This window comes from Sphingopyxis witflariensis (genome assembly GCF_002205635.1).
GTDB lineage: Bacteria > Pseudomonadota > Alphaproteobacteria > Sphingomonadales > Sphingomonadaceae > Sphingopyxis > Sphingopyxis witflariensis.
On record NZ_NISJ01000001.1, the window covers coordinates 641,252 to 665,497 of the forward strand.

Annotated in this window: 24 protein-coding genes; 12 read left to right on the forward strand and 12 right to left on the reverse strand. The window is 63.5% G+C overall.

All coding sequences use genetic code 11. From position 1 onward, the window contains the following. The first annotated feature begins 10 nt into the window (after positions 1-10). Together mobA and CDQ91_RS20930 are read left to right on the forward strand one after the other, a co-directional pair. Positions 11-529, forward strand: coding sequence for a molybdenum cofactor guanylyltransferase (mobA, locus tag CDQ91_RS03035; protein WP_272897604.1), 519 nt, complete (start codon positions 11-13; stop codon positions 527-529). Continuing rightward, positions 522-779, forward strand: coding sequence for a hypothetical protein (locus CDQ91_RS20930; RefSeq protein WP_144036672.1), 258 nt, complete (start codon positions 522-524; stop codon positions 777-779). Before mobA ends, CDQ91_RS20930 begins: the two co-directional genes overlap by 8 nt. A 68-nt stretch (positions 780-847) precedes the next feature. Here the strand turns inward: CDQ91_RS20930 and CDQ91_RS03040 are convergent, their stop codons facing one another. Continuing rightward, a complete protein-coding gene (locus CDQ91_RS03040; protein WP_088471193.1) occupies positions 848-1,828 on the reverse strand; it encodes an NAD(P)H-dependent flavin oxidoreductase in 981 nt (326 codons plus the stop codon). Positions 1,829-2,017: 189 nt separating this feature from the next. On the opposite strand from CDQ91_RS03040, the gene CDQ91_RS03045 reads away from it, so the two are divergent. From CDQ91_RS03045 to CDQ91_RS03070, 6 genes are all read left to right on the forward strand, one after another. Continuing rightward, on the forward strand, positions 2,018-3,187 hold the full coding sequence (locus CDQ91_RS03045; protein WP_088471194.1) for an acyl-CoA dehydrogenase family protein: 1,170 nt from the start codon (positions 2,018-2,020) through the stop codon (positions 3,185-3,187). A 107-nt stretch (positions 3,188-3,294) separates the two neighbouring features. Next, complete coding sequence (locus CDQ91_RS03050; RefSeq protein ID WP_088471195.1) at positions 3,295-4,389, forward strand: acyl-CoA dehydrogenase family protein; 1,095 nt, start codon at positions 3,295-3,297, stop codon at positions 4,387-4,389. After that, positions 4,386-5,591: an acyl-CoA dehydrogenase family protein gene (locus CDQ91_RS03055; RefSeq protein WP_088471196.1), complete on the forward strand. Its 1,206-nt coding sequence runs from the start codon at positions 4,386-4,388 to the stop codon at positions 5,589-5,591. The genes CDQ91_RS03050 and CDQ91_RS03055 overlap by 4 nt, the downstream gene beginning before the upstream one ends. Positions 5,592-5,603: 12 nt before the next feature. Further along, on the forward strand, positions 5,604-6,386 hold the full coding sequence (locus tag CDQ91_RS03060) for an SDR family NAD(P)-dependent oxidoreductase (RefSeq protein ID WP_088471197.1): 783 nt from the start codon (positions 5,604-5,606) through the stop codon (positions 6,384-6,386). Positions 6,387-6,413: 27 nt separating this feature from the next. After that, positions 6,414-7,664: an acetyl-CoA C-acetyltransferase gene (locus CDQ91_RS03065; protein WP_088471198.1), complete on the forward strand. Its 1,251-nt coding sequence runs from the start codon at positions 6,414-6,416 to the stop codon at positions 7,662-7,664. A 103-nt stretch (positions 7,665-7,767) separates the two neighbouring features. Next, positions 7,768-8,898 (forward strand): CaiB/BaiF CoA transferase family protein, encoded by a 1,131-nt coding sequence (locus CDQ91_RS03070; protein ID WP_088471199.1) that lies wholly within the window; start codon positions 7,768-7,770, stop codon positions 8,896-8,898. Positions 8,899-8,993: 95 nt separating this feature from the next. Here the strand turns inward: CDQ91_RS03070 and CDQ91_RS03075 are convergent, their stop codons facing one another. Both CDQ91_RS03075 and CDQ91_RS03080 read right to left on the reverse strand, forming a co-directional pair. Then, the gene (locus CDQ91_RS03075) at positions 8,994-9,707 is read right to left on the reverse strand and encodes an acyl-CoA dehydrogenase family protein (protein WP_088471200.1); all 714 of its coding nucleotides are present in this window, start codon (positions 9,705-9,707) and stop codon (positions 8,994-8,996) included. Next, entirely contained in the window at positions 9,704-10,843 is a 1,140-nt protein-coding gene (locus CDQ91_RS03080) for an acyl-CoA dehydrogenase family protein (protein ID WP_088471201.1), read from the reverse strand. Before CDQ91_RS03080 ends, CDQ91_RS03075 begins: the two co-directional genes overlap by 4 nt. A 51-nt stretch (positions 10,844-10,894) precedes the next feature. Between CDQ91_RS03080 and CDQ91_RS03085 the strand changes: the two genes are divergently transcribed. After that, positions 10,895-11,698: a crotonase/enoyl-CoA hydratase family protein gene (locus CDQ91_RS03085; protein WP_088471202.1), complete on the forward strand. Its 804-nt coding sequence runs from the start codon at positions 10,895-10,897 to the stop codon at positions 11,696-11,698. A 2-nt stretch (positions 11,699-11,700) separates the two neighbouring features. Next, positions 11,701-12,483 carry a tyrosine-protein phosphatase gene (locus tag CDQ91_RS03090; protein ID WP_164499224.1) on the forward strand — a complete coding sequence of 261 codons (783 nt, stop codon included), beginning with the start codon at positions 11,701-11,703 and terminating at the stop codon, positions 12,481-12,483. A 98-nt stretch (positions 12,484-12,581) separates the two neighbouring features. On the opposite strand, the gene CDQ91_RS03095 is transcribed toward CDQ91_RS03090, so the two are convergent. The 5 genes from CDQ91_RS03095 to CDQ91_RS03115 form a co-directional block, all read right to left on the reverse strand. Then, complete coding sequence (locus CDQ91_RS03095) at positions 12,582-13,916, reverse strand: Xaa-Pro dipeptidase (protein ID WP_088471204.1); 1,335 nt, start codon at positions 13,914-13,916, stop codon at positions 12,582-12,584. A gap of 74 nt (positions 13,917-13,990) precedes the next feature. Next, a complete protein-coding gene (locus CDQ91_RS03100) occupies positions 13,991-14,599 on the reverse strand; it encodes a phosphatase PAP2 family protein (RefSeq protein ID WP_158213606.1) in 609 nt (202 codons plus the stop codon). Positions 14,600-14,601: 2 nt separating this feature from the next. Continuing rightward, positions 14,602-15,120: a hypothetical protein gene (locus tag CDQ91_RS03105; RefSeq protein ID WP_088471206.1), complete on the reverse strand. Its 519-nt coding sequence runs from the start codon at positions 15,118-15,120 to the stop codon at positions 14,602-14,604. A gap of 2 nt (positions 15,121-15,122) precedes the next feature. Continuing rightward, the gene (gene lpdA, locus CDQ91_RS03110; protein WP_088471207.1) at positions 15,123-16,520 is read right to left on the reverse strand and encodes a dihydrolipoyl dehydrogenase; all 1,398 of its coding nucleotides are present in this window, start codon (positions 16,518-16,520) and stop codon (positions 15,123-15,125) included. Position 16,521: 1 nt separating this feature from the next. Then, positions 16,522-17,814, reverse strand: coding sequence for a pyruvate dehydrogenase complex dihydrolipoamide acetyltransferase (locus CDQ91_RS03115; RefSeq protein ID WP_088471208.1), 1,293 nt, complete (start codon positions 17,812-17,814; stop codon positions 16,522-16,524). Between the two features lie 160 nt (positions 17,815-17,974). Between CDQ91_RS03115 and CDQ91_RS03120 the strand changes: the two genes are divergently transcribed. Continuing rightward, positions 17,975-18,430 (forward strand): universal stress protein, encoded by a 456-nt coding sequence (locus CDQ91_RS03120; RefSeq protein WP_088471209.1) that lies wholly within the window; start codon positions 17,975-17,977, stop codon positions 18,428-18,430. On the opposite strand, the gene CDQ91_RS03125 is transcribed toward CDQ91_RS03120, so the two are convergent. Beyond that, positions 18,423-18,818, reverse strand: coding sequence for a hypothetical protein (locus tag CDQ91_RS03125; RefSeq protein ID WP_088471210.1), 396 nt, complete (start codon positions 18,816-18,818; stop codon positions 18,423-18,425). The two genes, CDQ91_RS03120 and CDQ91_RS03125, sit on opposite strands and share 8 nt — an antisense overlap. Positions 18,819-18,939: 121 nt before the next feature. Between CDQ91_RS03125 and CDQ91_RS03130 the strand changes: the two genes are divergently transcribed. Beyond that, a complete protein-coding gene (locus CDQ91_RS03130) occupies positions 18,940-19,725 on the forward strand; it encodes a helix-turn-helix domain-containing protein (RefSeq protein ID WP_088471211.1) in 786 nt (261 codons plus the stop codon). Positions 19,726-19,841: 116 nt separating this feature from the next. Here CDQ91_RS03130 and CDQ91_RS03135 read toward each other — a convergent pair whose 3' ends face one another. Genes CDQ91_RS03135 through phaR form a run of 3 tightly spaced genes read right to left on the reverse strand, consistent with a single transcriptional unit; the run spans position 19,842 to position 24,246 of the window. Further along, complete coding sequence (locus CDQ91_RS03135) at positions 19,842-22,145, reverse strand: ribonuclease R family protein (protein WP_088471212.1); 2,304 nt, start codon at positions 22,143-22,145, stop codon at positions 19,842-19,844. Next, the gene (gene proS / locus CDQ91_RS03140; protein ID WP_088471213.1) at positions 22,146-23,672 is read right to left on the reverse strand and encodes a proline--tRNA ligase; all 1,527 of its coding nucleotides are present in this window, start codon (positions 23,670-23,672) and stop codon (positions 22,146-22,148) included. A gap of 43 nt (positions 23,673-23,715) precedes the next feature. Next, positions 23,716-24,246: a polyhydroxyalkanoate synthesis repressor PhaR gene (gene phaR / locus CDQ91_RS03145; protein WP_088471214.1), complete on the reverse strand. Its 531-nt coding sequence runs from the start codon at positions 24,244-24,246 to the stop codon at positions 23,716-23,718.

Sequence of the window (24,246 nt, forward strand, 5' to 3'; positions counted from 1 at the left end):
GGCAGGGGTGGTGCTGGCGGGTGGGCAGGCGCGACGCTTCGGTGAAGACAAGGCCATGGCGCTTTATCGCGGGCGGCGGCTCATCGACTGGTCGCTCGCGGCGCTGGAGCCCTATGCCGAGCTGTTGCTCGTCTCCGGCCACGAGCATCCGAAACATCTGGTCGTTGCCGATCTGCCCGAGGCGGGCCTAGGCCCTCTCGGCGGGCTTGCCGGCGCCTTGTCCATTGCCGCCAATCGCGGGTTTTCGCACCTTTTGTCGGTCCCCTGCGACACGCCGCACATCCCGCCCGCGCTGCTCGCTGAACTCGCCAGCTCAGAAGAGGCCTGTTACGCCGAATCCTGTCCGATCATCGGCTGCTGGCCGACCGATCTGGCCCCTGCCCTGATCGCCTATCTCGCCAACGGCATGCCGCGCGCGGTGCGACGATGGGCGGCGCATGTCGGCGCGACTGCCATCGGCGGATATCCTGAGATCGAGAATATCAACCATTCCGCCGACCTTGCCGCACTGGCGCAGCGCAATGGCTAAAAAGCTCTCGGTGAACGAGGCTCTAAACCGGACCCGGGCGATGGTTGATCCACTGCCCGTTCAGACAATATCGATCGACACCCACGTCTATGGCTGCGTGACCGCCGACACGGTTCCGGTAGCCCCCGAAACGCGTCGCTTTGATTGCGCGGCGATGCTTTGGAGGGAGGCACGCATCCCCGGCGTTTTCCGCTCCGCGACACGCTCGATATGTGAAGGCCCAGAGATCGAGTTATTGATCGAATGCTAACGCGCTGCGTCAGCCTTCAATCAATAACCCGCAAACAATAACCCGCAAAGCGTGCGGCGCCACCGCGCTTAGGCGCGGAAGCCTGCAAGGCGCTGGTCAACGATCGCGTCGGCTTCGGCGACGATCCGGTCGATCAACTGCTGACAGGTCGGGATGTCGTGGATCAGTCCTTGCACCATCCCGGCCCAGAACACGCCCTTGGTGAGGTCACCGGTTTCGAGCAGTTCACGGCCTGCCTTGCCATTCACCAGTTCGGCGACGTCGGCGAAGGTCGCGTCGGGCACTGCGAGGCGGCGCACCACTTCTTCGCTGACTTCGCTCTTGCCGACGCGGGCGGTGTTCTTGAGGCTGCGGAAAATCAGGAAACTGCCGCGTTCGTCATTATCGACATAGGCCTGTTTCACATTGTCGTGGATCGGCGCCTCGACCGTCGCGCAGAAACGCGTGCCCATGTTGATGCCCTCGGCACCGAGGCTGAGTGCGGCGACGAGGCCGCGGCCGTCGCCGAAGCCGCCCGAGGCGAGCATCGGGATCTTGACCTTGTCGGCGGCCGCCGGGATCAGGATCAGGCCGGGGATATCATCCTCGCCCGGATGGCCCGCACATTCGAAACCGTCGATCGAGATGATGTCGCAGCCGGCGCGCTCGGCCGACAGCGCGTGGCGGACCGCGGTGCATTTGTGGAGGATTTTGACGCCGTGCGGCTTCAGCATTTCCCAAATTTCACGCACTGCCGGGGTGCCTGCGGTTTCGACAATCTTGATGCCACCGTCGATGATTGCCTGCGCATAGGCCTTGTAATCGGGGGCGTTGATTGTCGGGAAGACGGTCATGTTTACGCCGAACGGCTTGTCGGTCATCGACCGGCATTTTTCGATTTCCTCGCGCAGCGCCTCGGGGGTCGGCTGGGTCAATGCGGTGATGATGCCAAGGCCGCCAGCGTTCGATACCGCGCTCGCGAGTTCGGCATAGCCGACGCTCTGCATCCCGCCCTGCACGATCGGATGTTCGATACCCAACATTTCGGTGATGCGCGTCTTGAAAGCCATGAAACGTCCTTCCCTGTCGATGCTGACCCTACGGCATTAAAGCCTTCGGGCTCGATTTAACTTGACGCTTACGTCAACGTCCGGTTGATTGGCAAGACAAGTTCAACGAAAAAAGGAATCGTCCGTGATCTCAGGTCGCCGCAAAACAGCCTCCCCCCAGACCAACCAGAGCGGCGCGAGGATGGCGGCATGACGATTTCCGACCGCGCACTTGCGATCGCCGCCAAGGTCGAAACCTTCGTCCGCGAAACCGTCGTTCCCTATGAAAAAGATCCGCGCCGCGACCATCATGGCGCGCCGACCGACGAACTGGTGATGGAAATGCGCGAGCATGCCCGCGCTGCCGGAGTGCTGACCCCGCACATCCTGGGCGATGGCGATCACCTCAACCAGCGCGAAACCGCAGTGGTGCTGATCAAGAGCGGCCTGTCGCCGCTCGGCCCGCTCGCCTGCAACACGATGGCGCCGGATGAGGGCAATATGTATTTGCTCGGTAAGGAAGGGAGCCCGGAACTCAAGGAGCGCTTCCTGAAGCCGATGGTCGAAGGCCATGTCCGTTCGGCCTTCTTCATGACCGAGCCCGCCGAAGAGGGCGGCGCCGGGTCCGACCCGTCAATGATGAAAACGACATGCCACCTCGACGGCAATCATTGGGTCGTGAACGGCCGCAAGACCTTCATCACCGGCGCATTGGGCGCACGCGTCGGCATTGTGATGGCGAAGTCCGAACAGGGCGCGTGCATGTTTCTCGTCGACCTGCCCGACCCCGCGATCCGCATCGACGATGTGCCCAACACGATCGACAGCTCGATGCCCGGCGGCCATGCGACGCTGACCATCGACAATTTGCGCATTCCCGCCGACCAGATGCTGGGCGAGGCAGGCGAAGGCTTTCGTTATGCGCAGGTCCGCCTTTCGCCTGCCCGCCTGTCGCACTGCATGCGCTGGCTGGGCGCGTGTATCCGGGCGCACGAGATTGCGACCGACTATGCCAACCGCCGCGAGGCGTTCGGCAAGGCTCTGATCGATCATGAAGGCGTTGGCTTCATGCTCGCCGAGAATATGATCGACCTGAAGCAGGCCGAATTGATGATCGACTGGTGCGCGTCGGTGCTCGACACCGGATCGCTCGGCACGGTTGAAAGCTCCATGGCGAAGGTCGCGGTGTCCGAAGCCTTGATGCGGATCGCCGATCGCTGCGTCCAGGTGATGGGCGGCACCGGGGTCACCGACAAGACGATCGTCGAACAGGTGTTCCGCGAGGTTCGCGCCTTCCGCATCTATGACGGCCCGACCGAGGTTCACAAATGGAGCCTCGCAAAAAAGATCAAGCGCGACTGGAAGGCTGGGCGCGCCTGACACGAGCGCCAGTTGCCCGGCAGGGACCGTGGCGTCAAAGAACTTGACGTTTACGTCAACGTCCGGTTCACTGGCGGGCGACAGTTTTGGGAGAGGAAAATGCCGCGATGAGCATCCTTTACGACGAGGGACAACAGGCGATCGCGACCGAATCGCGGCGCGCGCTCGAAGCGCGGATGCGCAAGGACGATCTGTTGCCGCTGTTGGAGGTCACTGGCCGCTTTCATGAAGGCTTCTGGACGATGGCGAAGGAACAGGGCTGGACCGCCCTCGCCCTTCCCGAAGCCTATGGAGGACTCGACCTTGGCCTGATCGAGCTGGGACTCATTGCTCATCAGGCTGGGCGCACACTCAGCGGCGCGCCCTTCCTGACCTCCAGCTTCGGCGCCGCCAAGGCGATCGAGCTTTATGGCAGCGACGCGCAGAAAGCGCGCTGGCTGCCGGGCCTTGCCGGCGGCGACACGATCGGGGCTGTCGCCTTCGCATCGGGCGCGGATGCGTTGCCAGTGAAACCCGGCATCACCTTTGTGGGCGATCGCCTCGACGGCACGCTGACCGGCGTATCGGCCGCTGGTGCAGCCAATGTTGCGGTCGTGCTTGCCATGGGCGCCGATGGTCCGGTGCTGGCCATCGCGGACCTGACAAATGCCGAACGCCGCATCGTCCCGAGCTTCGACAACAGCCGTTGCGTTGCCGACCTCCATTTCAAGGAGACACCCGCCGAAGCACTGACTGCAGGCGGATCAGCGCGCGACGCCGCGCTACATATCCTTGCATTGCAGGCAGTGATCACCGCGCACGAACAGACCGGCGGCGCCGAGGCGCTGATGGAGATTGCGCGCGATTATGCGATCACCCGCCGCGCCTTTGGGCAGGTCATCGGTGCGTTCCAGTCGGTCAAGCACCGGATTGCCGAGCTTTACGGGCTGGTCGAGCTGGCGCGCGCGAATTGCATCCATGCGGCATCGCGGGAAGGCCAAGATGACTTCATCACCGCTGCGGCCGCTGCACGGCTGTCGGCGACCGAGGCCTATGACACGGCGGCGCGCGATTGCGTCCAGATCCATGGCGGCATCGGCGTGACGTGGGAGATCGGGCTTCACCTCCACATGCGCCGCTCGCGCAGTCTCGCGATCGAGCAAGGCAACAGCCTGTTCTGGGAAGATGTTATGGTCGACCGGCTGGCAGGAGAAGCGGCATGAGCGATCTTGAAACCTATCGCGCCAAGGCAGCAGCCTGGCTCGAAACGATGGTACCCGACTTTGGCCGCGACGCGCGTCAGGGGCTGTCCGAAGCAGATGACCTCGCGCTCGGCCGCCGTTATCAGAAGGCGAAGTTCGATGCCGGCTATGCCGGAATCAACTGGCCCGTCGAATATGGCGGCCAGGGGCTGGGCCATCTCGAAAAGATCAGCTTCGACGCCGAAGAGATGAAGCACGGTTTCCCGAACTTCTATTTCGGCATCTCACTGGGCATGCCGGTGCCGATCCTGATGCAGTTCGGCGGCGACAAGGCGTTCGTCAAGGAACGTGTCCTGAAGGCGCTGAAGGGTGAGGAAATCTGGTGCCAGCTGTTTTCCGAGCCTGCGGCGGGGTCGGACCTCGCCGGCCTGCGCACCAAGGCGGAAGCCGACGGCAATGGCTGGAAGATCAACGGCCAGAAAGTGTGGACCAGCTGGGCGCATTATAGCGACTATGGCGTCATCGTCGTCCGCACCGACCCCAATGTACCCAAGCACAAGGGGCTCACTTATTTCTGGGTCGACATGAAGGCACCCGGGGTCACCGTGCGCCAGATCAAGCTCGCGGGCGGCGACAGCCACGTCAACGAGGTGTTTTTCGACGATGTGAAGATCGGCGACGATCATCGCATGTCGCCGGTCGGCGGCGGCTTTGCGGTCGCGATCGCGACCTTGATGATCGAACGCTATGTCGCGACCGACAGCGCGGGCTTTGGCCCGCACCTCGACCTGTTCGTCGAATTGGCGAAAGAGATTGAGATCAACGGCAAACCCGCAATTGAGGATGGCCGTATCCGCCAGCAGATAGCGCGCAACCATGCAATGCGTGCGGGCCTCGATTCGATCAACGTGCGTGCGCGGCTGATGATGGAAGCGGGCATGATCCCGGGCGCCGAAGGTTCGCTGAACAAGCTGGTTGCGGTGCGCTCGCGACAGAAACTGTCCGAACTCGCGATCGATCTGCGTGGCAGCGATGGTTTTGCGTTCGACGAGCATGCGTCGCAGCGCGAGGACTGGACGTCGAGCTGGATCAACGCGCCGACGGGCCGCATCGCAGGCGGTTCGGACGAGACCTTGCTCAACACCATTGCGGAGAAGGTGCTCGGCCTGCCGCAGGATCACCGCCCCGACAAGGGCGTCCCGTTCAACGAAATCCCGGTCTGAGGAGGCAATATAGTGAAATTCGATACATCGACCGCAGCCGTTGTGACCGGCGGGGCATCGGGCCTCGGCCGCGCGACCGCCGAGGCGCTCGCCGCCGCGGGCGTCAAGGTTGCGATTTTCGACATCAACGAAGCGCTGGGCGAAGAAGTCGCGGCATCGATCGGCGGCATTTTCTGCCGCGTCGATATCACCCACGAACAATCGGTGCTCGACGGCTATGCGAAGGCGCGTGCGGCGCATGGACAGGAACGCATTTGCGTCCACTGCGCGATGACCTCACGCCGTGGCAAGACACTCGCCTATGACAAGGAAACGCGAACCTTCCGCCGCACCCCGACCGAGGATTATGCTTTCGGCGTGGAGGGCATATTGACCTCCAGCTACCGCGTCGCGTCGATCTCGGCCGAAGGCATGGCGGCGCTTCCCGAAATGGAAGACGGCGAGCGCGGCGCGATCGTGCTGACCGCCTCGGTCGCGGCCCAGGACGGACAAATCGGCCAGGTCATCTACGGTTCGGCCAAGGCGGGCGTGAACGGTCTTGTCTTGCCGATGGCGCGCGACCTGATGGATCTTGGCATCCGCGTCAACGCCATCATGCCCGGCGTGTTCGGCACACCGCTGCTCAACAATATGAACCCGAAGGTGAAGGAAAGCCTGGAGGCATCCGTCCCCTTCCCCAAGCGGCTCGGCAAGGCCGAGGAATATGCGAGCCTCGCGATGGAGATGGTTCGCAACACCTATTTCAATGGTCAAGCAGTCCGTTTGGACGGTGCGATCAGAATGGCCCCTCGTTAATCTCTCCCCACTGAAAGGAATTTCCTCATGGCTGAAGCTTATATCATCGACGCCGTCCGCACCCCGCGCGGGATCGGCAAGCCCGGCAAGGGCGCGCTGTCGCATCTCCACCCGCAGCACCTCGCCGCGACCGTCCTCGCCGCGATCCGCGATCGCAACAATCTCGACACCGCAACGGTCGATGACATCGTCTGGTCGACGTCGAGCCAGAATGGCAAGCAGGGCGGCGACCTCGGCCGCATGGCGGCGCTGTCGGCCGGTTATGACACCAAGGCCAGCGGCACGACGCTCGACCGTTTCTGCGGCGGCGGGATCAGCTCGGTGAACTTTGCAGCGGCATCGGTGATGTCGGGCATGGAAGATTGCGTCATCGCCGGCGGGACCGAGATGATGAGCTACACCACAGCTTTCGCCGCTGAGCAGGCCAATGCCGGCCTGCCGCCGCGCCTGATGGGATCGGGCCACGAAGCGCTCGACGAACTGCACCCGCAGTCGCATCAGGGCGTGTGCGGCGACGCGATCGCGACGATCGAAGGCATCAGCCGTGAGGCGCTCGACGCGCTGGCGCTGGTCAGCCAACAGCGCGCGGACCGCGCGATCAAGGAAGGCCGTTTCGACAAGTCGTTGGTGCCGGTCCTCAATACCGACGGCACCGTCGCGCTCGACCGCGAAGAGTTCCCGCGTCCCGAAACCACCGCCGAAGGCCTTGCTGCGCTCAAGCCCAGCTTCACCGGCCTTGCCGATTTCGACCTCGGCGGCGGTTTCACCTTCCGCAAGCAGGTTAACCGCCGCTATCCCGACCTGGAAATCCAGCATTTCCACCATGCCGGTAACTCGTCGGGCGTCGTCGATGGCGCCGCCGCGATCCTGCTGACGTCGAAAGAATATGCCGACAAGCATGGCCTGAAGCCGCGCGGCCGTGTCGTTGCCTATGCCAATATCGGTGACGATCCGACGCTGATGCTCAACGCGCCGGTTCCGGCCGCGAACAAGGTTCTCGAAAAGGCCGGGCTGACCAAGGACGACATCGACGTCTGGGAAATCAACGAGGCCTTTTCGGTTGTCGCCGAAAAGTTCATCCGCGACCTCGACCTCGACCGCGAAAAGGTGAACATCAACGGCGGATCGATGGCGCTCGGCCATCCGATCGGCGCCACCGGTTCGATCCTGATCGGCACTGCGCTCGACGAACTCGAGCGCTCGGGCGGCCGTTATGGTCTGGTCACGATGTGCGCGGCGGGTGGCATGGCACCCGCGATCATCATCGAACGGCTGTAAATATGTTCTGGCTGGTCCGGGAGTTCCCGGACCAGCCGCATGATTGTGACGACTTTGCGGATCGGGCGGTGCCCGGGGCCGCATGTTTTTATGGGAGAGCCACATGTCCGGACCGCTGACGGGTATCAGGATCATCGAATTTGCGGGTATCGGCCCGGGTCCCTTTTGCAGCATGATGCTCGCAGACCATGGCGCCGAAGTCATCCGCATCGACCGGCCCGGCGGCTTCATGGACCCGCGCGATCCGCTGTCGCGCAACCGCACCTCGATCTCGCTCGACATGAAGAACCCCGAGGCGGTGCAGATCGCGCGCGACCTGTGCAAGACCGCCGACGGGATTATCGAGGGCTATCGCCCCGGTGTAATGGAGCGGCTGGGCCTGGGCCCCGATGTGCTGCTCGGCGACAATCCCAAGCTCGTTTACGGCCGCATGACCGGCTGGGGCCAGTTCGGTCCCTATGCGCAGGCGGCTGGCCACGACATCAACTATATCTCTCTGTCGGGCGTCCTCCACGGCATCGGCGTGCGCGGCGGCAAGCCCGTTCCGCCGGTCAATTATGTCGGCGATTTCGGCGGCGGCGGCATGATGCTGGCGTTCGGCATGTCGAGCGCGCTGCTCCACGCCGCGAAGACCGGCGAAGGTCAGGTGATCGACTGCGCGATGACCGACGGTTCGGCGCTGCTCGCTGGCATGAGCTGGTGGTTCCACAGCGCCGGGGCGTTGAAGGACGAGGCGGGCGTCAACCGGCTCGACGGCGGTGCGCCTTACTATGACACCTACACCTGCAGCGACGGCAAGTTCATCTCGATCGGATCGATCGAGCCGCAATTTTACGCGCTGCTGCGCGCGAAGACGGGGCTCGATACCGATCCCGACTTTGACGTGCAGGACGATCAGGAAAATTGGCCCGCAAAGAAGGACAAGGTCGCCGCGCTGTTCGCGACCAAAACGCGCGACGAATGGTGCGAGTTGATGGAAATGACCGACGTTTGCTTCGCGCCGGTGCTGTCACTCAGCGAAGCGCCGAAGCATCCGCACAATGTCGAGCGCGAAACCTTCATCACGGTTGGCGGTGCGATCCACCCGGCACCGGCACCGCGCTATTCGGCGACGGTGAACGACACCCCGCGGCCTGCGCCGCAGGTTGGCGGTGATAGCGAGGCTGTGTTGGCGGATCTGGGTTATGACGCGGACAAGATTGCGGCGCTCAAGTCGGGCGGTGCGGTGAAATAATTAGCTCGTCATTGCGAGCATAGAGAAGCAATCCAGAGCGGTTTACGCCACGCTGGATTGCTTCTCTATGCTCGCAATGACGATGTTTTTTGCCTCTAAACGGCGCGCGCGGTCAGCGTTTCCCAAAGACCGCGCCCGCCGAGGCTCGCAACCTGCCGGCCCAATATCCCGGCCCAATGCGCGTCATTGCCGTGCGCCCCACGCCACCGCATCAGCGGGATAGTCACGCGGTTGAGGTCATATTCTTGCGTGAAACCGATCGCGCCGTGAACCTGATGCGCGATGGCGGTGACGACGCCGACAGCGCGGTTGGCACGCAGTTTGGCCGCCGCGATTTCGAAATCAGCGTCAGTAAATCCCGCCGCATCGAGCCGGGCCGCCATCGCCCCAGCCGCCGCATCGACCGCACGCACTTCGCACGCCATCACCGCGAGCGATTGCTGCACCGCCTGAAACTTGCCGAGCGGACGGCCGAATTGCTGGCGGGTGTTCACATGTTCGACCGACAGCGCCAGTGCCTGCTCCATCGCGCCCGCCATCAGGCTGACGGTCGCGGCGGCATGGAGCGCGGGCGACATCTCACCTAATCCCGACAATATATGTTCCGCAACTGGCAGGTCGGGCGCCATGACGCCCGCAATCTTCAGCACGGCATTGAGGTCACCCCAGTCGCCGCCGAAACCGCCGTCGGCCTCGGGCACGAGCAGCAAGGCAAAGCCCGCCGCCTCGACCGGAGCGATCCCGGCGGTTGCGGCCTCGGCGAATACCGCGCTGGCGGTATCGCACAGCATATCGCGCGCCGTGCTCATCGCAGTCCCAATCCGCGTGCGATGATCCCGCGGATCACTTCGCGGGTACCACCGCGCAGCGAGAAGCTGGGCGATGCGATCAGCAGCGCGCGGAGCAGGCGCGCCAGATCGTCGGGATCTTCCCAGCCGCTTGTCACCACCGCCTGAATCCGGCGCGGCATATCCTGTTCGAAGCTGTTGCCGAGTTCCTTGACCACCGACGCCTCGACCATCGGATCCTCCCCAGCTGCGAGTTTCGCCGCGGTCGACATCGACAGTTGGCGCAGCGTCCACATTTCGGCGGCCAGCTCGCCGATCAGCGCTGCGACCGCAGGGTCGGGATCGGCCCCCGCAGCATCGATCAGCGCGGCGAACAGTGCGTGGCTCGACAAATAGCGTTCGGGGCCCGAGCGTTCGAGGCCGAGTTCGGCGGTGACCTGTTTCCACCCCTGCCCGCGCTCGCCGACCAGCGCGCCGTGGGGGACGAGAGCATCGTCGAAGAAGACCTCGTTGAAATCATGGTTGCCCGCCATGTCGATGATCGGGCGAATGGTGATGCCGGGCGTGTCGAGGTCGACGAGAAACTGGCTCAATCCCGCGTTGCGTTCGCTGCCTTCCTCGGTCCGCACCAGCGCGAGCATGACGTGCGACAGATGCGCGCCGGTGGTCCAGATTTTCTGGCCGCTGATGCGCCAGCCCTCGGCGGTTTCGCGGGCGGTGGTGCGAACGGCAGCAAGGTCTGACCCCGCACCGGGTTCAGACAGGCCGATGCAGGCATATAGTTCGCCGCGCGCGATTCCGGGCAGGTAGCGCTGGCGCTGTTCCTCGCTGCCATAGCGCAGGATCAGGGGGCCCGTCTGGCGGTCGGCGATCCAGTGCGCGCCGACGGGAGCGCCCGCCGCGAGCAATTCCTCAATCACCACATAACGTTCGAGCGGATGGCGATCGCCGCCGCCATAACGCGCCGGAAGTGTCATGCCGATGTAACCGGCAGCGCCGAGTGCGCGACTGAAACCGGTGTCGAAGCTTGCCCAGCAATTGGCGCGTTCGACGATATCGCCTTCCGGCTGATTTATCGCGAGCCATGCCCGCAAATCGGTGCGCAGTGCGAGAATGTCGCCGGGCGGATCAAAAGGATAGAGTGCAAAGTCTTGCATGTCCCGACAGCCATGCAATAGCTTTTCGGGAGCAGCAAAGGGAATTTGAACATGGGCGAATTTTTGAGTGTCGAGCGGCGGGGCAAGATCGCAATCCTGACGATGATCAAGCCCGACAGCATGAATGCGATCGGCACCCACGAGGATTGCGACGACATCATCGATACGATGCAGGAGATCGGCCGCGATCGCAGCATCAGCGCGATCATCCTGACCGGCAGCGGCAAGGCATTCAGCGCCGGCGGCAATCTGAAGGGCATGAAAGACCGCACCGGAATCGGCGTGCTCGACCAGCCCGATTCGACCCGGTCCAATTATCGCCGCGGCGTGCAGGCGGTGATCCGCGCGCTGATGGATTGCGAAATCCCGATGATCGCCGCGATCAATGGCCATGCTATCGGGCTGGGCGCCGACCTTGCCTGCACCTGCGACATTCGCATTGCAGCCGAGAGCGCCAAATTCGCGTGCAGCTTCGTCAAGGTCGGGATCGTCCCGGGCGACGGCGGCGCCTGGCTGCTTCAGAAAATCGTTGGCTATCCGCGTGCTGCCGAATTGTTCCTGACCGGCGACCGCTTCGATGCACAGCAGGCGAAGGAATATGGCCTCGTCACCGACGTCGTCCCTGACGAGGAGTTACTGGACCGTGCCGTCGCGATTGCCGAACGCATTGTGTGCAACCCCCCTCGTGCGCTAAGACTGACCAAGCGATTGCTGCGCGAGGCGCAGCACAGCCGGATGAGCGACATCCTCGAACTCAGTGCCGCCTATCAGGCTATCGTGCACGAAACCGCCGACAACCGCGAGGCGATCGACGCCTTTATCGAAAAGCGCGCGCCGGTGTTTACGGGAGAATGACGATGATTGCCGAACGTGTCCTGCCCCTGTCCGGCATTCACAATTTCCGCGACTATGGCGGCTATGCCGTCGAAGGCGGCGGGCGACTGCGCAGCGGCATATTGTGGCGGTCGGCCCATCATCAGGAAGCGACCTCTGACGATCTGGACACGGTCGACACGCTGGGGATCGAAACCGTCGTTGACCTGCGTGGTGATGACGAACGCGCGCTCCATCCGTGCAAGCGGTCGGAGAATTTTTCGGCGCGGGTGCTGTTCGCCGACGGCAATACCGCGGGCCTCGCCCCGCATTTGCAGGCCGCTGGCGGCACGATCGACAATGACACCGCGCGCTCGCGGATGGTCGATGTCTATGCCGGCATGCCCTATCGCCCTGCGCTGGTGAACACGCTGCGCCTCTATCTTTCGGCGCTGGCCGAATATGATGCGCCGAGCCTTGTGCATTGTGTTGCGGGCAAGGATCGCACCGGTTTCGCCGTCGCGGTCGTCCACCGCCTGCTCGGCGTCCACGAAGATGATCTGATGCACGATTATCTGCTCACCAACACGGCGGGCAAGATTGAGGAGCGCATCGCACAGGGCGGCAACGCCATTCGCGCACGCTATGGTGCAGAAATTCACGACGATGCGATCCGCACGCTGATGTCGGTCAACCCGATCTTCCTCGATGCGGCACTGGCGACAGTGCGCCGCGACCATGGCGATGTGGCGACTTATGCCGAGGCGGTGCTGAACTTCACGCCGGAGATGCACGAGGCACTGGTGGATAAGCTGGTGGTCTACTGACCGCGGTCATTGCGAGCGAAGCGAAGCAATCTCCAGCGGGCACAATTTGGTGACGGTAGCTGGAGATTGCTTCGTCGCTTCGCTCCTCGCAATGACGATTATTGTCCCCTCACCAATGCACCGCCCTTGACCACCGCATAGACGCTTTCAAGCTGACGCACGTCGTTCAGCGGGTCGCCATCGACCGCGACGATATCGGCATAGCGGCCAACCGCAATCGCCCCGACGTCTTTCTCGCGGCCCATCGCCTCGGCGGCGTTGCGCGTCGCGGCCTGGATCGCCTGCAAGGGTGTCATTCCATATTCGACCATGACGCGGAACTGGCCGCCAACCTGACCATGCGGCATCACCCCGGCGTCGGAGCCGAAGACCATGCGGACTCCGGCCTTCACCGCCTTGCGGAAATTGTCGCGCTGGATCTGCGCAATCTCGCGGTCCTTGCGCAGATTATCCTCGAGCACGCCATTCTTCGCGCCCTCAGCCTGCGTATATTCGGTGTTGTAGATATCCATCGAGAACCAGACCGGCTGCTTGCGCGCGAGCGCCATGCGGATTCCCTCGTCATCGACGAGGCTGACATGTTCGATCGTATCGATCCCCGCGGCGATCGCGGCGCGGATGCCCGCTGCGCCATGGGCGTGGGCGGCGACGCGCAGGCCCCATTGATGCGCTTCGTCGGCGATCGCCGCGAGTTCCTTTTCGGACACCTGCAACTGCCCCGGTTCGGTGTTGCGCGAGAAGACGCCGCCGGTCGCGCAGACCTTGATCACCTCGGCGCCATATTTGCGCTGGCGGCGGACCTGATAGCGCAGTTCGTCGGTGGTATCGCCGATCCCCTCTTCCTTGCCGTCCTTTTTCTCAAGACTGGGTGGCAGGAACGTGCTGTCGCAATGCCCCCCGGTCGCGCCGAGCGCATAGCCCGCGGGAACGATGCGCGGGCCGGTCGCGTAACCGGCATCGATCGCCTGTTTGAGTCCGATGTCGTTGCGGTTGTCCGACCCCACGTTGCGGACGGTGGTGAAGCCCGCGCCGAGCATGTCGTTGGCATTTTTGACCGCGGTCATGCCCCAGAAACTATCGGTAAATTCGAGCCCGCGATAACCGCCAATATCGGCGGGACCGTCGAGATGAACGTGCATGTCGATCAGGCCGGGAAGCAAGGTCTTCTCACCCAGGTCGATATGCTTGACCCCGGCGCCCCAGCGCACGGTGCGCGCGTCGGCGATGCTGGTGATGCGGCCGTCGGCGCCGACGAAGATCGCAGGATAATCGACCGTCTTTCCGGTCAGCACGTCGATATAGCGCGCGGCGGTGATGACGGTCTGGCCAGTTCCGTCCTGCGCCCGTGCGGGCATGGTTGAAACGGCGAAAAGAGCGGTTCCGCCAAAAGCGATTCCCCGCAGAAAACTGCCCAACTTCATTCGCGATTGCATATCTGCCCTGCCCCTTATTGCTGTCCATCCGATTGATGGCAAAAAGGGCGGGTGTAGGACAGCGGAAAAGAAGGTCAGGCCCGGCCGCGCCGAACCCACCACACCCCGAGCAGCGCAAAGGCGATGCCGAGCATCGTGCCGCCGACGATGTCGCTCGCCCAATGGACGCCCAGCATGATGCGTGAGAAGCCGTTGAGGATGATCATCGTCGCCGCGAGCGTCCAGGCGGCGGCGCGCCATCGCGGCGGGGCAAGCCAGGCGAGGAGCAGATAGACGACCGCGGCGCTCGTCGCATGGCCGCTGGGGTAGGATGCGCTCGATACATGGTCGAGATGGTTGATGACGTCGGGGCGGGCGCGGCCGAAGCCGAGCTTCATCAGACTGGAGGCGAGGTTCGAGAGCAGCGAAGCGCCGCCCAGCGCGACAGCGCAGCGCGGCCCGCACCAGTGCCAGACGAGGCCGCAAAGCAGGACGACGATGATCCAGCGCGGTGCGCCCCCGCCGATCCAGCTCGCCCATTGCATGAAGGCGATGAAGGCGGGGCCGCTTTCGCCGGTGCGCAGCGCGAGGGTTTGCGAAATCTGGAGGTCGACCGCTTGCGTCCAGCCTGCGCCGACCGCGAGGCCGAGCAGAATGACGAGCAGTATCAAAACCGCTGCGATGGTCAGGGAAGGACGTACCATACTCATCTTCCGATCTGAATCCGCGCCGCCCGCGTCTTCTCAAGATGGAGTTTCAGCGTGCGAGCGAAACGCCGCAACGAGAAAAGGCCTCCCACAATTTCACGCGGCCAAGCCGTAATCTGACCGCAGCCCTTGTCGTTTTCATAGCCGATCGCAAGCCAATAGGGCGGACTCCACTCGCTGTGCCCACCGGTACGCCAAGGCGCGATACGCCGCACGAGGCGCACCGAGCGAACTTGATGCCAGGCAATTGGTATTGGCGGGCCTCCATCTTCGTGGATGAGCCCGCCCTCGGTCGCCTGAAGAATGGGTTTCCGCTCGCGCCACTCCTCGACATGTTCGCTCCAGCGCTCAAGATAGGCACAAATGCCGCAGCAACAGGGCAAAGCGAACTTGATTTTGACGACCGCAAGAGCGGGGATCAGGAACTTCAGGCCCAGCAAAAGGAAGATCGCGGGCACGTACGCGAACTTCACGAACCCCCAATCGCGCCGGACATAAAGCTCGGAAACCGACGCCATGGTCAAATATGCAGCGGACGCCCGAATGCCGCCAGCACGCCCTCGTGCATCGTCTCGCTGAGCGTCGGATGCGGGAAGACGGTGCCGATGAAATCATCCTCGACCAGTTCGGCTGTCTTGCCGATCGTATAGCCCTGGATCAGTTCGGTGACCTCGGCGCCGATCATATGCGCGCCGAGCAGTTCGCCTGTCTTGGCGTCGAAGACGGTCTTGGTGAAGCCCTCGGCCTCGCCCAGCGCGATCGCCTTGCCGTTGCCCATGAAGGGGAAGGTTCCGGCCTTCACCTCATAGCCGAGTTCCTTCGCCTTCGCTTCGGTCAGGCCGACGCTGGCAATCTGCGGGCGGCAATAGGTACAGCCCGGAATATTGCGGACGTCCATCGCATGCGGATGATTGCCCGCGATCGCCTCGACCGCGATCACCGATTCGTGCATCGCCTTGTGCGCGAGCCACGGCGGCGCGGTGACGTCGCCGATCGCCCACAGGCCGGGGACGTTGGTGCGGCACATCGCATCGGTGTCGATATGGCCCTTGGTCGTTTTCACGCCGAGCGCTTCGAGGCCGATATTCTCGGTGTTCGGAACGATGCCGATCGCGACGATTGCGTGACTGAATTCCGACGTTTCGGTCTTGCCGTCCTTCGTCTTGATCTTCGCCGAGACGCCGGTTGCGGTCGCCTTCAGTTCCTCGACCCCGGCACCGGTGAGGATCGTCATGCCCTGTTTCTTGAGCGATTTTTCGAGGAAGGCCGAGATGTCGGCATCCTCGACCGGAACGACGCGGTCGAGCATTTCGACCACGGTCACTTCGGCGCCCATATCCTTGTAGAAGCTCGCAAATTCGATCCCGATCGCGCCCGATCCGATGACGAGCAACTTCTTCGGCATTTCAGGGGGGACGAGCGCGTGGCGATAGGTCCAGATGCGCTTGCCGTCGGCGGGCGCGAACGGCAGGTCGCGGGCACGCGCGCCGGTCGCGACAATGATGTTCTTGGCAGTGAGGGTTTCGGTTCCCTTTTCGCCCTTCACTTCCAGCTTGCCCGGCGCGGTCAGCTTGCCCTCGCCCATATGGACGGTGATCTTGTGCTTCTTCATCAGGTGCGTGACGCCCTGATTGAGCTGCTTCGCGACGCCGCGGCTGCGCTTGACCACCGCATCGATGTCGGCGCTGATCTCGGCGGCCTTCAGGCCATAGGCCCCGGCGTTCTGCATATAATGATAGATTTCGGCCGAGCGCAGCAGCGCCTTGGTCGGGATGCAGCCCCAGTTGAGGCAGATACCGCCGAGCAGTTCGCGTTCGACGATCGCGGTTTTCAGGCCGAGCTGCGCCGCGCGGATTGCGGCAACATAGCCGCCGGGGCCGGAGCCGAGGACGATGAGGTCGTAGTTGGTGTCAGCCATGTTACGCCACCAGTCCCAGCGGATTTTCTACCAGCTCCTTGAAGGTCTTCATTAACAGCGCGCCGTCCGCCCCGTCGATCGCGCGGTGGTCGAAGCTGCCGGTCGCCGACATCACCGTCGCAATCGCGAGCGCGTCGTCGACGACATAGGGGCGCTTCTCGCCCGCGCCGATCGCCATGATCATGCCCTGCGGCGGGTTGATCACCGCGGTGAATTGCTTGATCCCCATCATGCCCATGTTCGAGATGCTGGCGGTGCCGCCCTGATATTCAGCGGGCTGGAGCTTGCCTTCCTTGGCTTTCGCCGCGAGTTCGCCCATTTCGGTCGAGATTTTCGACATCGACTTGCCGCCGGCGTCGGTGATGATCGGGGTGATCAGGCCGCCCGGGATGCTGACCGCGACCGAGATGTCGGCGCGGCTGTACTGGCGCATCACATCGCCGCCGAAGCTGACGTTGCACGCGGGGACGCGTTCGAGCGCGACCGCGAGCGCCTTGATCAGCATGTCGTTGACGCTGAGCTTGACGCCGCGGCTTTCAAGACTGGCGTTGAGCTCGCCGCGCAGCTTAAGCAGCGCGTCGAGGCGGATGTCGACGGTCAGGTAGATGTGCGGCGATTGCTGCATCGACTCGGTCAGGCGGCGCGCGATCGTCTTGCGCATGCCCGACAGTTTTGTGTCCTCGTGCGGGATACCGAAATCGGGGATGGCTTCGCTGGTCATGATGGGCGCCGAAGCAGCGGGCGCGGCCGGGGAAGCGCTTGCCGTCGCGGCGGGAGCGGCGGTGGGCGCGCCTTCGAGGTCGGCCTTGACGATGCGACCGCCGGGGCCGGTGCCGGTCAGCGTCGACAGGTCGATGCCCTGGCTGGCGGCGAGGCGCTTGGCGAGTGGGCTCGCCTTGATCCTGTCGCCTGATGCGGCCAGCGCCGCTGGCGCTGCGGCGGGAGCTGGCGCGGGAGCGGCGGCGGGTGCCGGCGTGGGCGCAGGAGCGGCAGGCGCAGCCTCGGCCTTCGCAGCAGGTGCCGGAGCAGCCTTGGCGGTGCCCGCATCCTCGCCCTCACCCGTGATCACCGCGATCACGGTGCCGACCTTCACATTGTCGGTGCCTGCGGGAATCAAAATCTGCGCGATCACGCCGTCATCGATCGCTTCATATTCCATCGTCGCCTTGTCGGTTTCGATTTCGGCGAGCAGGTCGCCCGACTGGACGGTGTCGCCCTCTTTGACCAGCCATTTGGCGAGGGTTCCCTCTTCCATGGTTGGCGAAAGGGCGGGCATTTTGAGTTCGATCGGCATGGTAAGATTCTGTCCCTCGGAGTCTTGCAGGCGATGCCTGCCGCTACGGATTGTTCCTCGTCATAAGCATTGCTTTGGTCAAGGTCTATCCGGGCAAACTTGCCTTTCATACGAATGTGACGCACTCTGACCGCCAGCAAAACAACGAGGGGTCGGGGCGATGCGGACATATCTGGTGGTAATCGACGACAGTCCGGAGGCGACATTGGCGCTGCGCTTTGCTGCGCGGCGCGCGGCGCGGACCGGCGGCGGGGTGATGGTGCTGGCGATCGTGCCACCACAGGATTTCGTCGCATTCGGCGGCGTTCAAGCGACGATCGAAGCCGAAGCGCGCGAACATGCCGAGGAACTGGTGGCGGCAGCGGCTGAAGCCGTCGCGCAGGAAGCCAATGTCACGCCGCAGATCATGGTCAAATCGGGCAAGCCCGCCGAGGTGGTGCGCGAGGTGATCGACGCGAATGAGGAAATTGCGGCGCTGGTGCTCGCGACGGCGGCGAGCGGCGCCCCCGGACCGCTGGTGGCGCACTTCACCGGGCAGGATGCCGGAAGGCTGAACTGCCCGGTAATGCTGGTGCCCGGCGGTATCGATATCGCCCGGCTCGACGAGCTTAGCTGACGAGGGCCGCGCGGCCGACCGTTGCGGCGCCCCTGGTTTCGAGGACCGCGAAAACGAGGACCGCGAGCGCCTGTGCGATCACTAGCGCGATGCCGAGGCCGGTCATCTGACCCGCAAAGGCGGCGAGAACGGCGAGGCTTGCAGCGATCCAGCCGAGATTGCCGACCACGATCAATTTGGTCAGCGCGGCGCTCGGAGGTTTCTGCGTCGCCACGATGGCCATCAGCGCTGCACTGGCCAGACAAATCCACCCTGCGAGCGTGACCACGATGATTGGAAGCCCGAGCAGCCCTGCAATGGGCGCCGCAGCGATCAGGCTGAGCAGGAAAATTGCGGCGCAGGTGAAAGCGTCGAGAATGAGGATGGATTTCAAAGACTGGATGGACATGATGTTTCTCCTTTCGAATGCCCGCCCTGTTTCCCTGAAAAAATGGCGCCAGTCGATTACGCGGGAGGTAATGGAAATGCGGCGGCCGCTTCGGTAGCCGGGGACCAGAAGGAGAGAAGCGATGCAGGTCACCCCGCTCGGCGAACAATTGCGCGATTGGCGGTCACGGCGGCGGATGAGCCAGATGGACCTTGCGTTGGAGACCGAGATTTCGACCCGGCACCTGAGTTTTATCGAGACGGGCCGGTCGAAGCCGAGCCCGCAGATGCTTGGGCGCATCGCCGACCGGCTTGGCGTCCCGCACCGTGCGCGCAACGCGCTGTTGCTCGCCGCTGGCTATGCCCCCGACTATCAAGAGCGACCGCTCGACAGCCCCGACATGGCGGCGATGCAGGCGATCGTCGAGCATGTGCTGAAGGGGCATGAACCCTATCCGGCGCTCGCGGTCGACCGGCACTGGAATATGGTCGCGGCGAATGCGGCGATCGCGATCCTGATCGAACAGGTCGCCCCTGCCCTGCTCGTCCCGCCGGTCAATGTGCTGCGCATCGCGCTGCATCCCGACGGGCTGGCGCCGCAGATCGTCAATTATGGCGAATGGCGCGATCATATATTGCACCGACTGGATTTACAGATCGAGGCGAGCGCCGATGCCGGGCTGGTTGCATTGCGCGAGGAACTGACAGGCTATGCGGTCGAGGCGAATGACAATCGCGGTGGCCATGTCAGCAGCATCGCGGTGCCACTGATCCTCGACACGGTCGCGGGGCGGATTTCCTTTGTATCGACGGTGACGATTTTCGGGACGCCGGTCGATATCACGCTGTCGGAGTTGGCGATCGAGGCCTTTTTTCCGGCGGATGCCGAGAGTGCGGCTTTGTTGCAGCGGTTGGCGGGAAAGCCATAAACTGCGTCATTGCGAGGACCCCGAACTTGATCCGGGGGACGCGGCAATCTCCAGCTATCAACCTTGCATAAGGCCGATAGCTGGAGATTGCTTCGCTCCGCTCGCAATGGCGGAGGTTAGCGCCGCTTGCCCTTATGCTTGATATTCGCGGGCCGCCCGCGTTTTCCGACAATGTGCTTGCCCGCCTTGTCCTTCGTCCCGTCGCGGCGCGGCGGGCGATTTCGGAAGCCGCCTTCGGGCGCGTCGGGGAGTTCGAAGCGCAGTGCGCCGCTGATCGGATTGGCGTCCATCAGCCGCAGGTCGAGCCGCTGGCCGACCGTATAGCTGACGCGGCCACGCTCGCTGTCGAGGCTGCGCGCCGCTTCGTCATAGAAGAAGCGTTCATTGCCCAGTGTCGACACCGGCACCAGCCCGTCGCCGCCGAGCCCGTCAACCGTTGCAAAGAAGCCGAAAGGCTGAACCCCGGTGATCCGCGCGGGGACGATTTCACCCTTTTTGGTCGACAGATAGGCCGCGACATAGCGGTCGACGGTCTCGCGTTCGGCCTCCATCGCACGGCGTTCGAGCGCGCTGATCGCCTCGCCGATGCGTGATAGCCCCTTGGCATCGGCCTCGCCGAGCCCGGTGCGTTCGGGCAATCCTTTGGGCTTGCCGGGCACTTCGAGCTTGTAGCTGTCGACGAGCGCGCGGTGGACGACCAGATCGGCGTAGCGGCGGATCGGCGAGGTGAAATGCGCGTAGCTGCCGAGCGCGAGGCCGAAATGGCCCGCATTGGCGGGGCCATAATAGGCCTGCGTCTGGCTGCGCAGGATCGCCTGCATGATTTCGGGCAGCCGGTCGTCTTCGGAAAAACCATCGATCAGACGGTTGAACACCGCGGGGGTTATGACCTGTCCGAGTGCGAAGCTTTGTTCGAAGGTTTCGAGATAATCTTTCAGGCTGACGAGCTTTTCGCGGCTCGGCGGCTCGTGGATGCGGTACATGACCGGCGACTTCTTCGCCTCGAGCGCCTTCGCGGCCGCGACGTTCGCCGCGATCATATAATCCTCGATCAGCCGCATCGCATCGAGCCGCTCGCGAACGCGGATTTCGGCGATGCCGCCCTGTTCGTCGAGGATGACTTGCCGTTCGGGGAGGTCGAGGCTGAGCGGCGCGCGCGCGTCACGCGCCTTGGCGAGCAATTTCCAGCATCCCCAGAGATTTTTGAGCGCGGGCAGGACGTCGGCGTCCCAGCCTTCATCGGGCGTATCGGCGTCATACGCCGCCTGCGCGCGCTCATAGGCAATGTTCGCGTGCAGCCGGACGAGCGCGCGGGTGAAGCGCCACGACGTCACCTTGCCATGCTTGTCGATGACAAGATGGCACGCCATCGCGGCGCGGTCCTGTCCCGCTTTCAGCGAACACATGCCCGCCGACAGCGTTTCGGGTAGCATCGGCACGACCTGATCGGGGAAATAGACGCTGTTACCGCGGCGCCGCGCCTCGCGGTCGAGCGCACCATCGGGCCGCACATAATAGCTGACATCGGCGATCGCGACGATCGCGCGCCAGCCGCCCTTATTGGTCGCATCCTCGTCGGGGATCGCCCAGACGGCATCGTCATGGTCGCGCGCATCGACGGGATCGATCGCGAGGATCGGCAGATTGCGCAAATCTTCGCGGCCGTCGGGGCTGAGCGGCAGCTTCGCCGCGATTTCGGCCTCTGCAATGGTTTCGGCGCCGAAAACATGCGGGATTTCATGCTTCGCAATCGCGATCATGCTGAGCGAACGCGGCGCGAAGGGATCGCCGATGCGGTCGATCACCTTGGCCTTGATTGCCGGGCCGCGCCCGGTCAGTTCGGCGCGGACGAGATCGCCGACATTGGCATCGCCCTTGTCGGCGACGGCAAAATCATAGCGCGCGCGCTTGTCGGCGGGGCGCAACCACAGGATCGGTTTTCCGCCCGGCCCCATATCCTCGACGAGCACGCCGATGATCGTTTCGCCGCCCGCCTGCAATTTCTTCATCGGGTGCGCGATATGGCCCGCACCGCGCTCCTCAGTACGCGCCAGAATACGGTCGCCAACGCCAAGCGCACCTTTGCGGCCCTTTTCCATGACCCGGACCTGCGGCGGCGGGGTCGCGGCTTCCCAGCGGTCGGGAACCGCCCAGACGGTGCTGCCGTCGATCGACGCGACGCGCAGCACGGTCACCCGCGGCAAGCCGCCATGCTTGTGGAACGCCCTGCCCGCGGCCAGATCGACGAGGCCTTCGTCGGTCATATCCTTGAGCAGCGCCTTCAGCGCGATCTTGTCAGCGCCGTGGAGCCCGAAATGCTTCGCGATTTCGCGCTTGCCGACGGCGTCCTGGCTCGTTTCGATGAAACGAAGAATTTGGTCCGGCGTCGGCAAGCCGGCGGGTTTTTGTGCTTTCGCCAATTAATAGGTCCGTCCGACAAGCACGCGCTCGGTCGCGGGCTCGCCGGTGAAGAAGCAGGCGCCATCGGTGGGCGCGGCGTCGAGCGGGGTGTTGCGCATCGTGAGCTTCAACGCTTTGAGCTGCTCGACGATCCCTTCAAGGACGGCGCCGGTCGGACGCGACCATTGCACCTCGACCCAGCCGACGAATTTATCGTCGCCGGCGAAATGCGCCTTCAGATCGGTGACATCGCGGCGGATATTGCTGTCGAGGCGGGCCTTGGCTTCAGTGAAGAGATTATCCTGAATCTCGCCGAGCGTCGCGACCGCGGCGGCGACGAAATCGCCCTTCGACACAAATGCCGTGTTGAGCTTGCCATCGTCCTTATAGAGCCGGTCGCGGCGGATCACTGCGACATTGCCGCCGGCGACGTCGCGCGGGCCGATTTCGAGAATGATCGGCGCGCCCTTTTTGACCCAGCCCCAGCGCTTGGTCTGCGCCTTGTTCGCTCCCGCGTCGAGATGGACACGAACGGGTTCGCGAAAGGCGTCGAGCGCCTTCAAATCGGCCTGTAGCGCCGCGCAATAATCGAGGATCGCCTGATCCTCTTCATTGTCGCGCAGCATCGGCACGATGACGATCTGGTGCGGCGCGATGCGCGGCGGGCAGCGGAGGCCATCATCATCACCGTGGGTCATGATGACACCGCCGATCATGCGGGTTGAAGTGCCCCAGCTGGTGGTGTGGCACAGGCTGTGGCCGCCGTCCTTGTCCTGATAGCGAATATTCGCCGCCTCGGCGAAACCAGTGCCGAGATAATGCGAGGTACCGGCCTGCAGCGCCTTGCCGTCCTGCATCATCGCCTCGATCGAATAGGTCGCGACCGCGCCGGGAAAGCGTTCATGCTCGGGCTTTTCGCCCGCGACGACGGGCATCGCCAGCGCCGTCTCGGCAAAATTGCGGTACATTTCGAGCGCACGCAGCGTCTCGACCATCGCATCGGCGCGGTCGGCGTGTGCGGTATGGCCTTCCTGCCACAGGAATTCGCTGGTGCGCAGGAACATGCGTGTGCGCATTTCCCAGCGCACGACATTGGCCCATTGATTGACCTTCAGCGGCAGGTCGCGCCAGCTTTGCACCCAGCGGCTCATCGCCGAACCAATCACGGTTTCGGACGTCGGACGGACGATCAGCGGTTCCTCGAGCTTCGCTTCGGGATCCGGGATCAGCTTGCCCTTGCCGTCCTGGATCAGGCGATGGTGGGTGACGACCGCCATTTCCTTGGCGAAACCATCGACATGGTCGGCTTCCTTCTCAAAGAAGCTCAAGGGGATGAACAGCGGGAAATAGCAATTCTGGACGCCAGCATCCTTGATCGCGGCGTCCATCACCTTCTGGATGCGTTCCCAGATGCCATAACCCCACGGCTTGATGACCATGCAGCCGCGCACACCCGATTCCTCGGCGAGGTCGGCTTCGGCAATGACATCCTGATACCAGGCCGCGAAATCGGCCTGCCGGGTTACGCTGAGCGCATGTTTGACCATGAATTTTCCGTTTGCTGTCGTTGAGGGCCATAATGGCCCCATATTATTTCTTGGCGAGTTCGGCCTTGAGTTCGGCGACTTCGGCCTTGAGCGCTGCGATTTCGGCATCCTTGCCTTTGCCAGCACCAGGGATGAGAGCGCCTGCCGCCTGCTGGAACATTTCCATATTGCGCCGCGTCAGTTCGGCGAGCGGGTTGGAGCCAAGCGCGCCTTCGAGGGCCGAGCGCACATCCTGCTGATTCTTGCGGAAAGCCGTCATCGAGGCTTCCAGATATTGCGGCACCATCGATTGCATCTTGTCGCCATACATGCCGATCAGGTGGCGCAGGAACGGCACGGGCAACAAGGTCTCACCGCGCGTTTCGGTGTCCATGATGATCTGGGTCAGCACATTATGCGTGATATCCTCACCGCTCTTGGCATCGACGACGCGGAATTCGCGGCCATCACGGACCATCGCGCCCAGATCATCGAGCGTGATGTAGCAGCTGCGTTCGGTATCATAGAGGCGCCGGTTGGCGTATTTCTTGATCGTGACGACACCATCGTCTCCGACCGCCTTGGACTTCGCCAT

Coding starts and splice junctions, on each gene's coding strand:
- CDQ91_RS20930 (WP_144036672.1), top strand. CDS start 522: ATGGCTAAAAAGCTCTCGGTGAACGAGGCTCTAAACCGGACCCGGGCG.
- CDQ91_RS03040 (WP_088471193.1), bottom strand. CDS start 1,828: ATGGCTTTCAAGACGCGCATCACCGAAATGTTGGGTATCGAACATCCG.
- CDQ91_RS03045 (WP_088471194.1), top strand. CDS start 2,018: ATGACGATTTCCGACCGCGCACTTGCGATCGCCGCCAAGGTCGAAACC.
- CDQ91_RS03050 (WP_088471195.1), top strand. CDS start 3,295: ATGAGCATCCTTTACGACGAGGGACAACAGGCGATCGCGACCGAATCG.
- CDQ91_RS03055 (WP_088471196.1), top strand. CDS start 4,386: ATGAGCGATCTTGAAACCTATCGCGCCAAGGCAGCAGCCTGGCTCGAA.
- CDQ91_RS03065 (WP_088471198.1), top strand. CDS start 6,414: ATGGCTGAAGCTTATATCATCGACGCCGTCCGCACCCCGCGCGGGATC.
- CDQ91_RS03070 (WP_088471199.1), top strand. CDS start 7,768: ATGTCCGGACCGCTGACGGGTATCAGGATCATCGAATTTGCGGGTATC.
- CDQ91_RS03075 (WP_088471200.1), bottom strand. CDS start 9,707: ATGAGCACGGCGCGCGATATGCTGTGCGATACCGCCAGCGCGGTATTC.
- CDQ91_RS03080 (WP_088471201.1), bottom strand. CDS start 10,843: ATGCAAGACTTTGCACTCTATCCTTTTGATCCGCCCGGCGACATTCTC.
- CDQ91_RS03085 (WP_088471202.1), top strand. CDS start 10,895: ATGGGCGAATTTTTGAGTGTCGAGCGGCGGGGCAAGATCGCAATCCTG.
- CDQ91_RS03090 (WP_164499224.1), top strand. CDS start 11,701: ATGATTGCCGAACGTGTCCTGCCCCTGTCCGGCATTCACAATTTCCGC.
- CDQ91_RS03095 (WP_088471204.1), bottom strand. CDS start 13,916: ATGCAATCGCGAATGAAGTTGGGCAGTTTTCTGCGGGGAATCGCTTTT.
- CDQ91_RS03100 (WP_158213606.1), bottom strand. CDS start 14,599: ATGGTACGTCCTTCCCTGACCATCGCAGCGGTTTTGATACTGCTCGTC.
- CDQ91_RS03105 (WP_088471206.1), bottom strand. CDS start 15,120: ATGGCGTCGGTTTCCGAGCTTTATGTCCGGCGCGATTGGGGGTTCGTG.
- lpdA (WP_088471207.1), bottom strand. CDS start 16,520: ATGGCTGACACCAACTACGACCTCATCGTCCTCGGCTCCGGCCCCGGC.
- CDQ91_RS03115 (WP_088471208.1), bottom strand. CDS start 17,814: ATGCCGATCGAACTCAAAATGCCCGCCCTTTCGCCAACCATGGAAGAG.
- CDQ91_RS03120 (WP_088471209.1), top strand. CDS start 17,975: ATGCGGACATATCTGGTGGTAATCGACGACAGTCCGGAGGCGACATTG.
- CDQ91_RS03125 (WP_088471210.1), bottom strand. CDS start 18,818: ATGTCCATCCAGTCTTTGAAATCCATCCTCATTCTCGACGCTTTCACC.
- CDQ91_RS03130 (WP_088471211.1), top strand. CDS start 18,940: ATGCAGGTCACCCCGCTCGGCGAACAATTGCGCGATTGGCGGTCACGG.
- proS (WP_088471213.1), bottom strand. CDS start 23,672: ATGGTCAAACATGCGCTCAGCGTAACCCGGCAGGCCGATTTCGCGGCC.
- phaR (WP_088471214.1), bottom strand. CDS start 24,246: ATGGCGAAGTCCAAGGCGGTCGGAGACGATGGTGTCGTCACGATCAAG.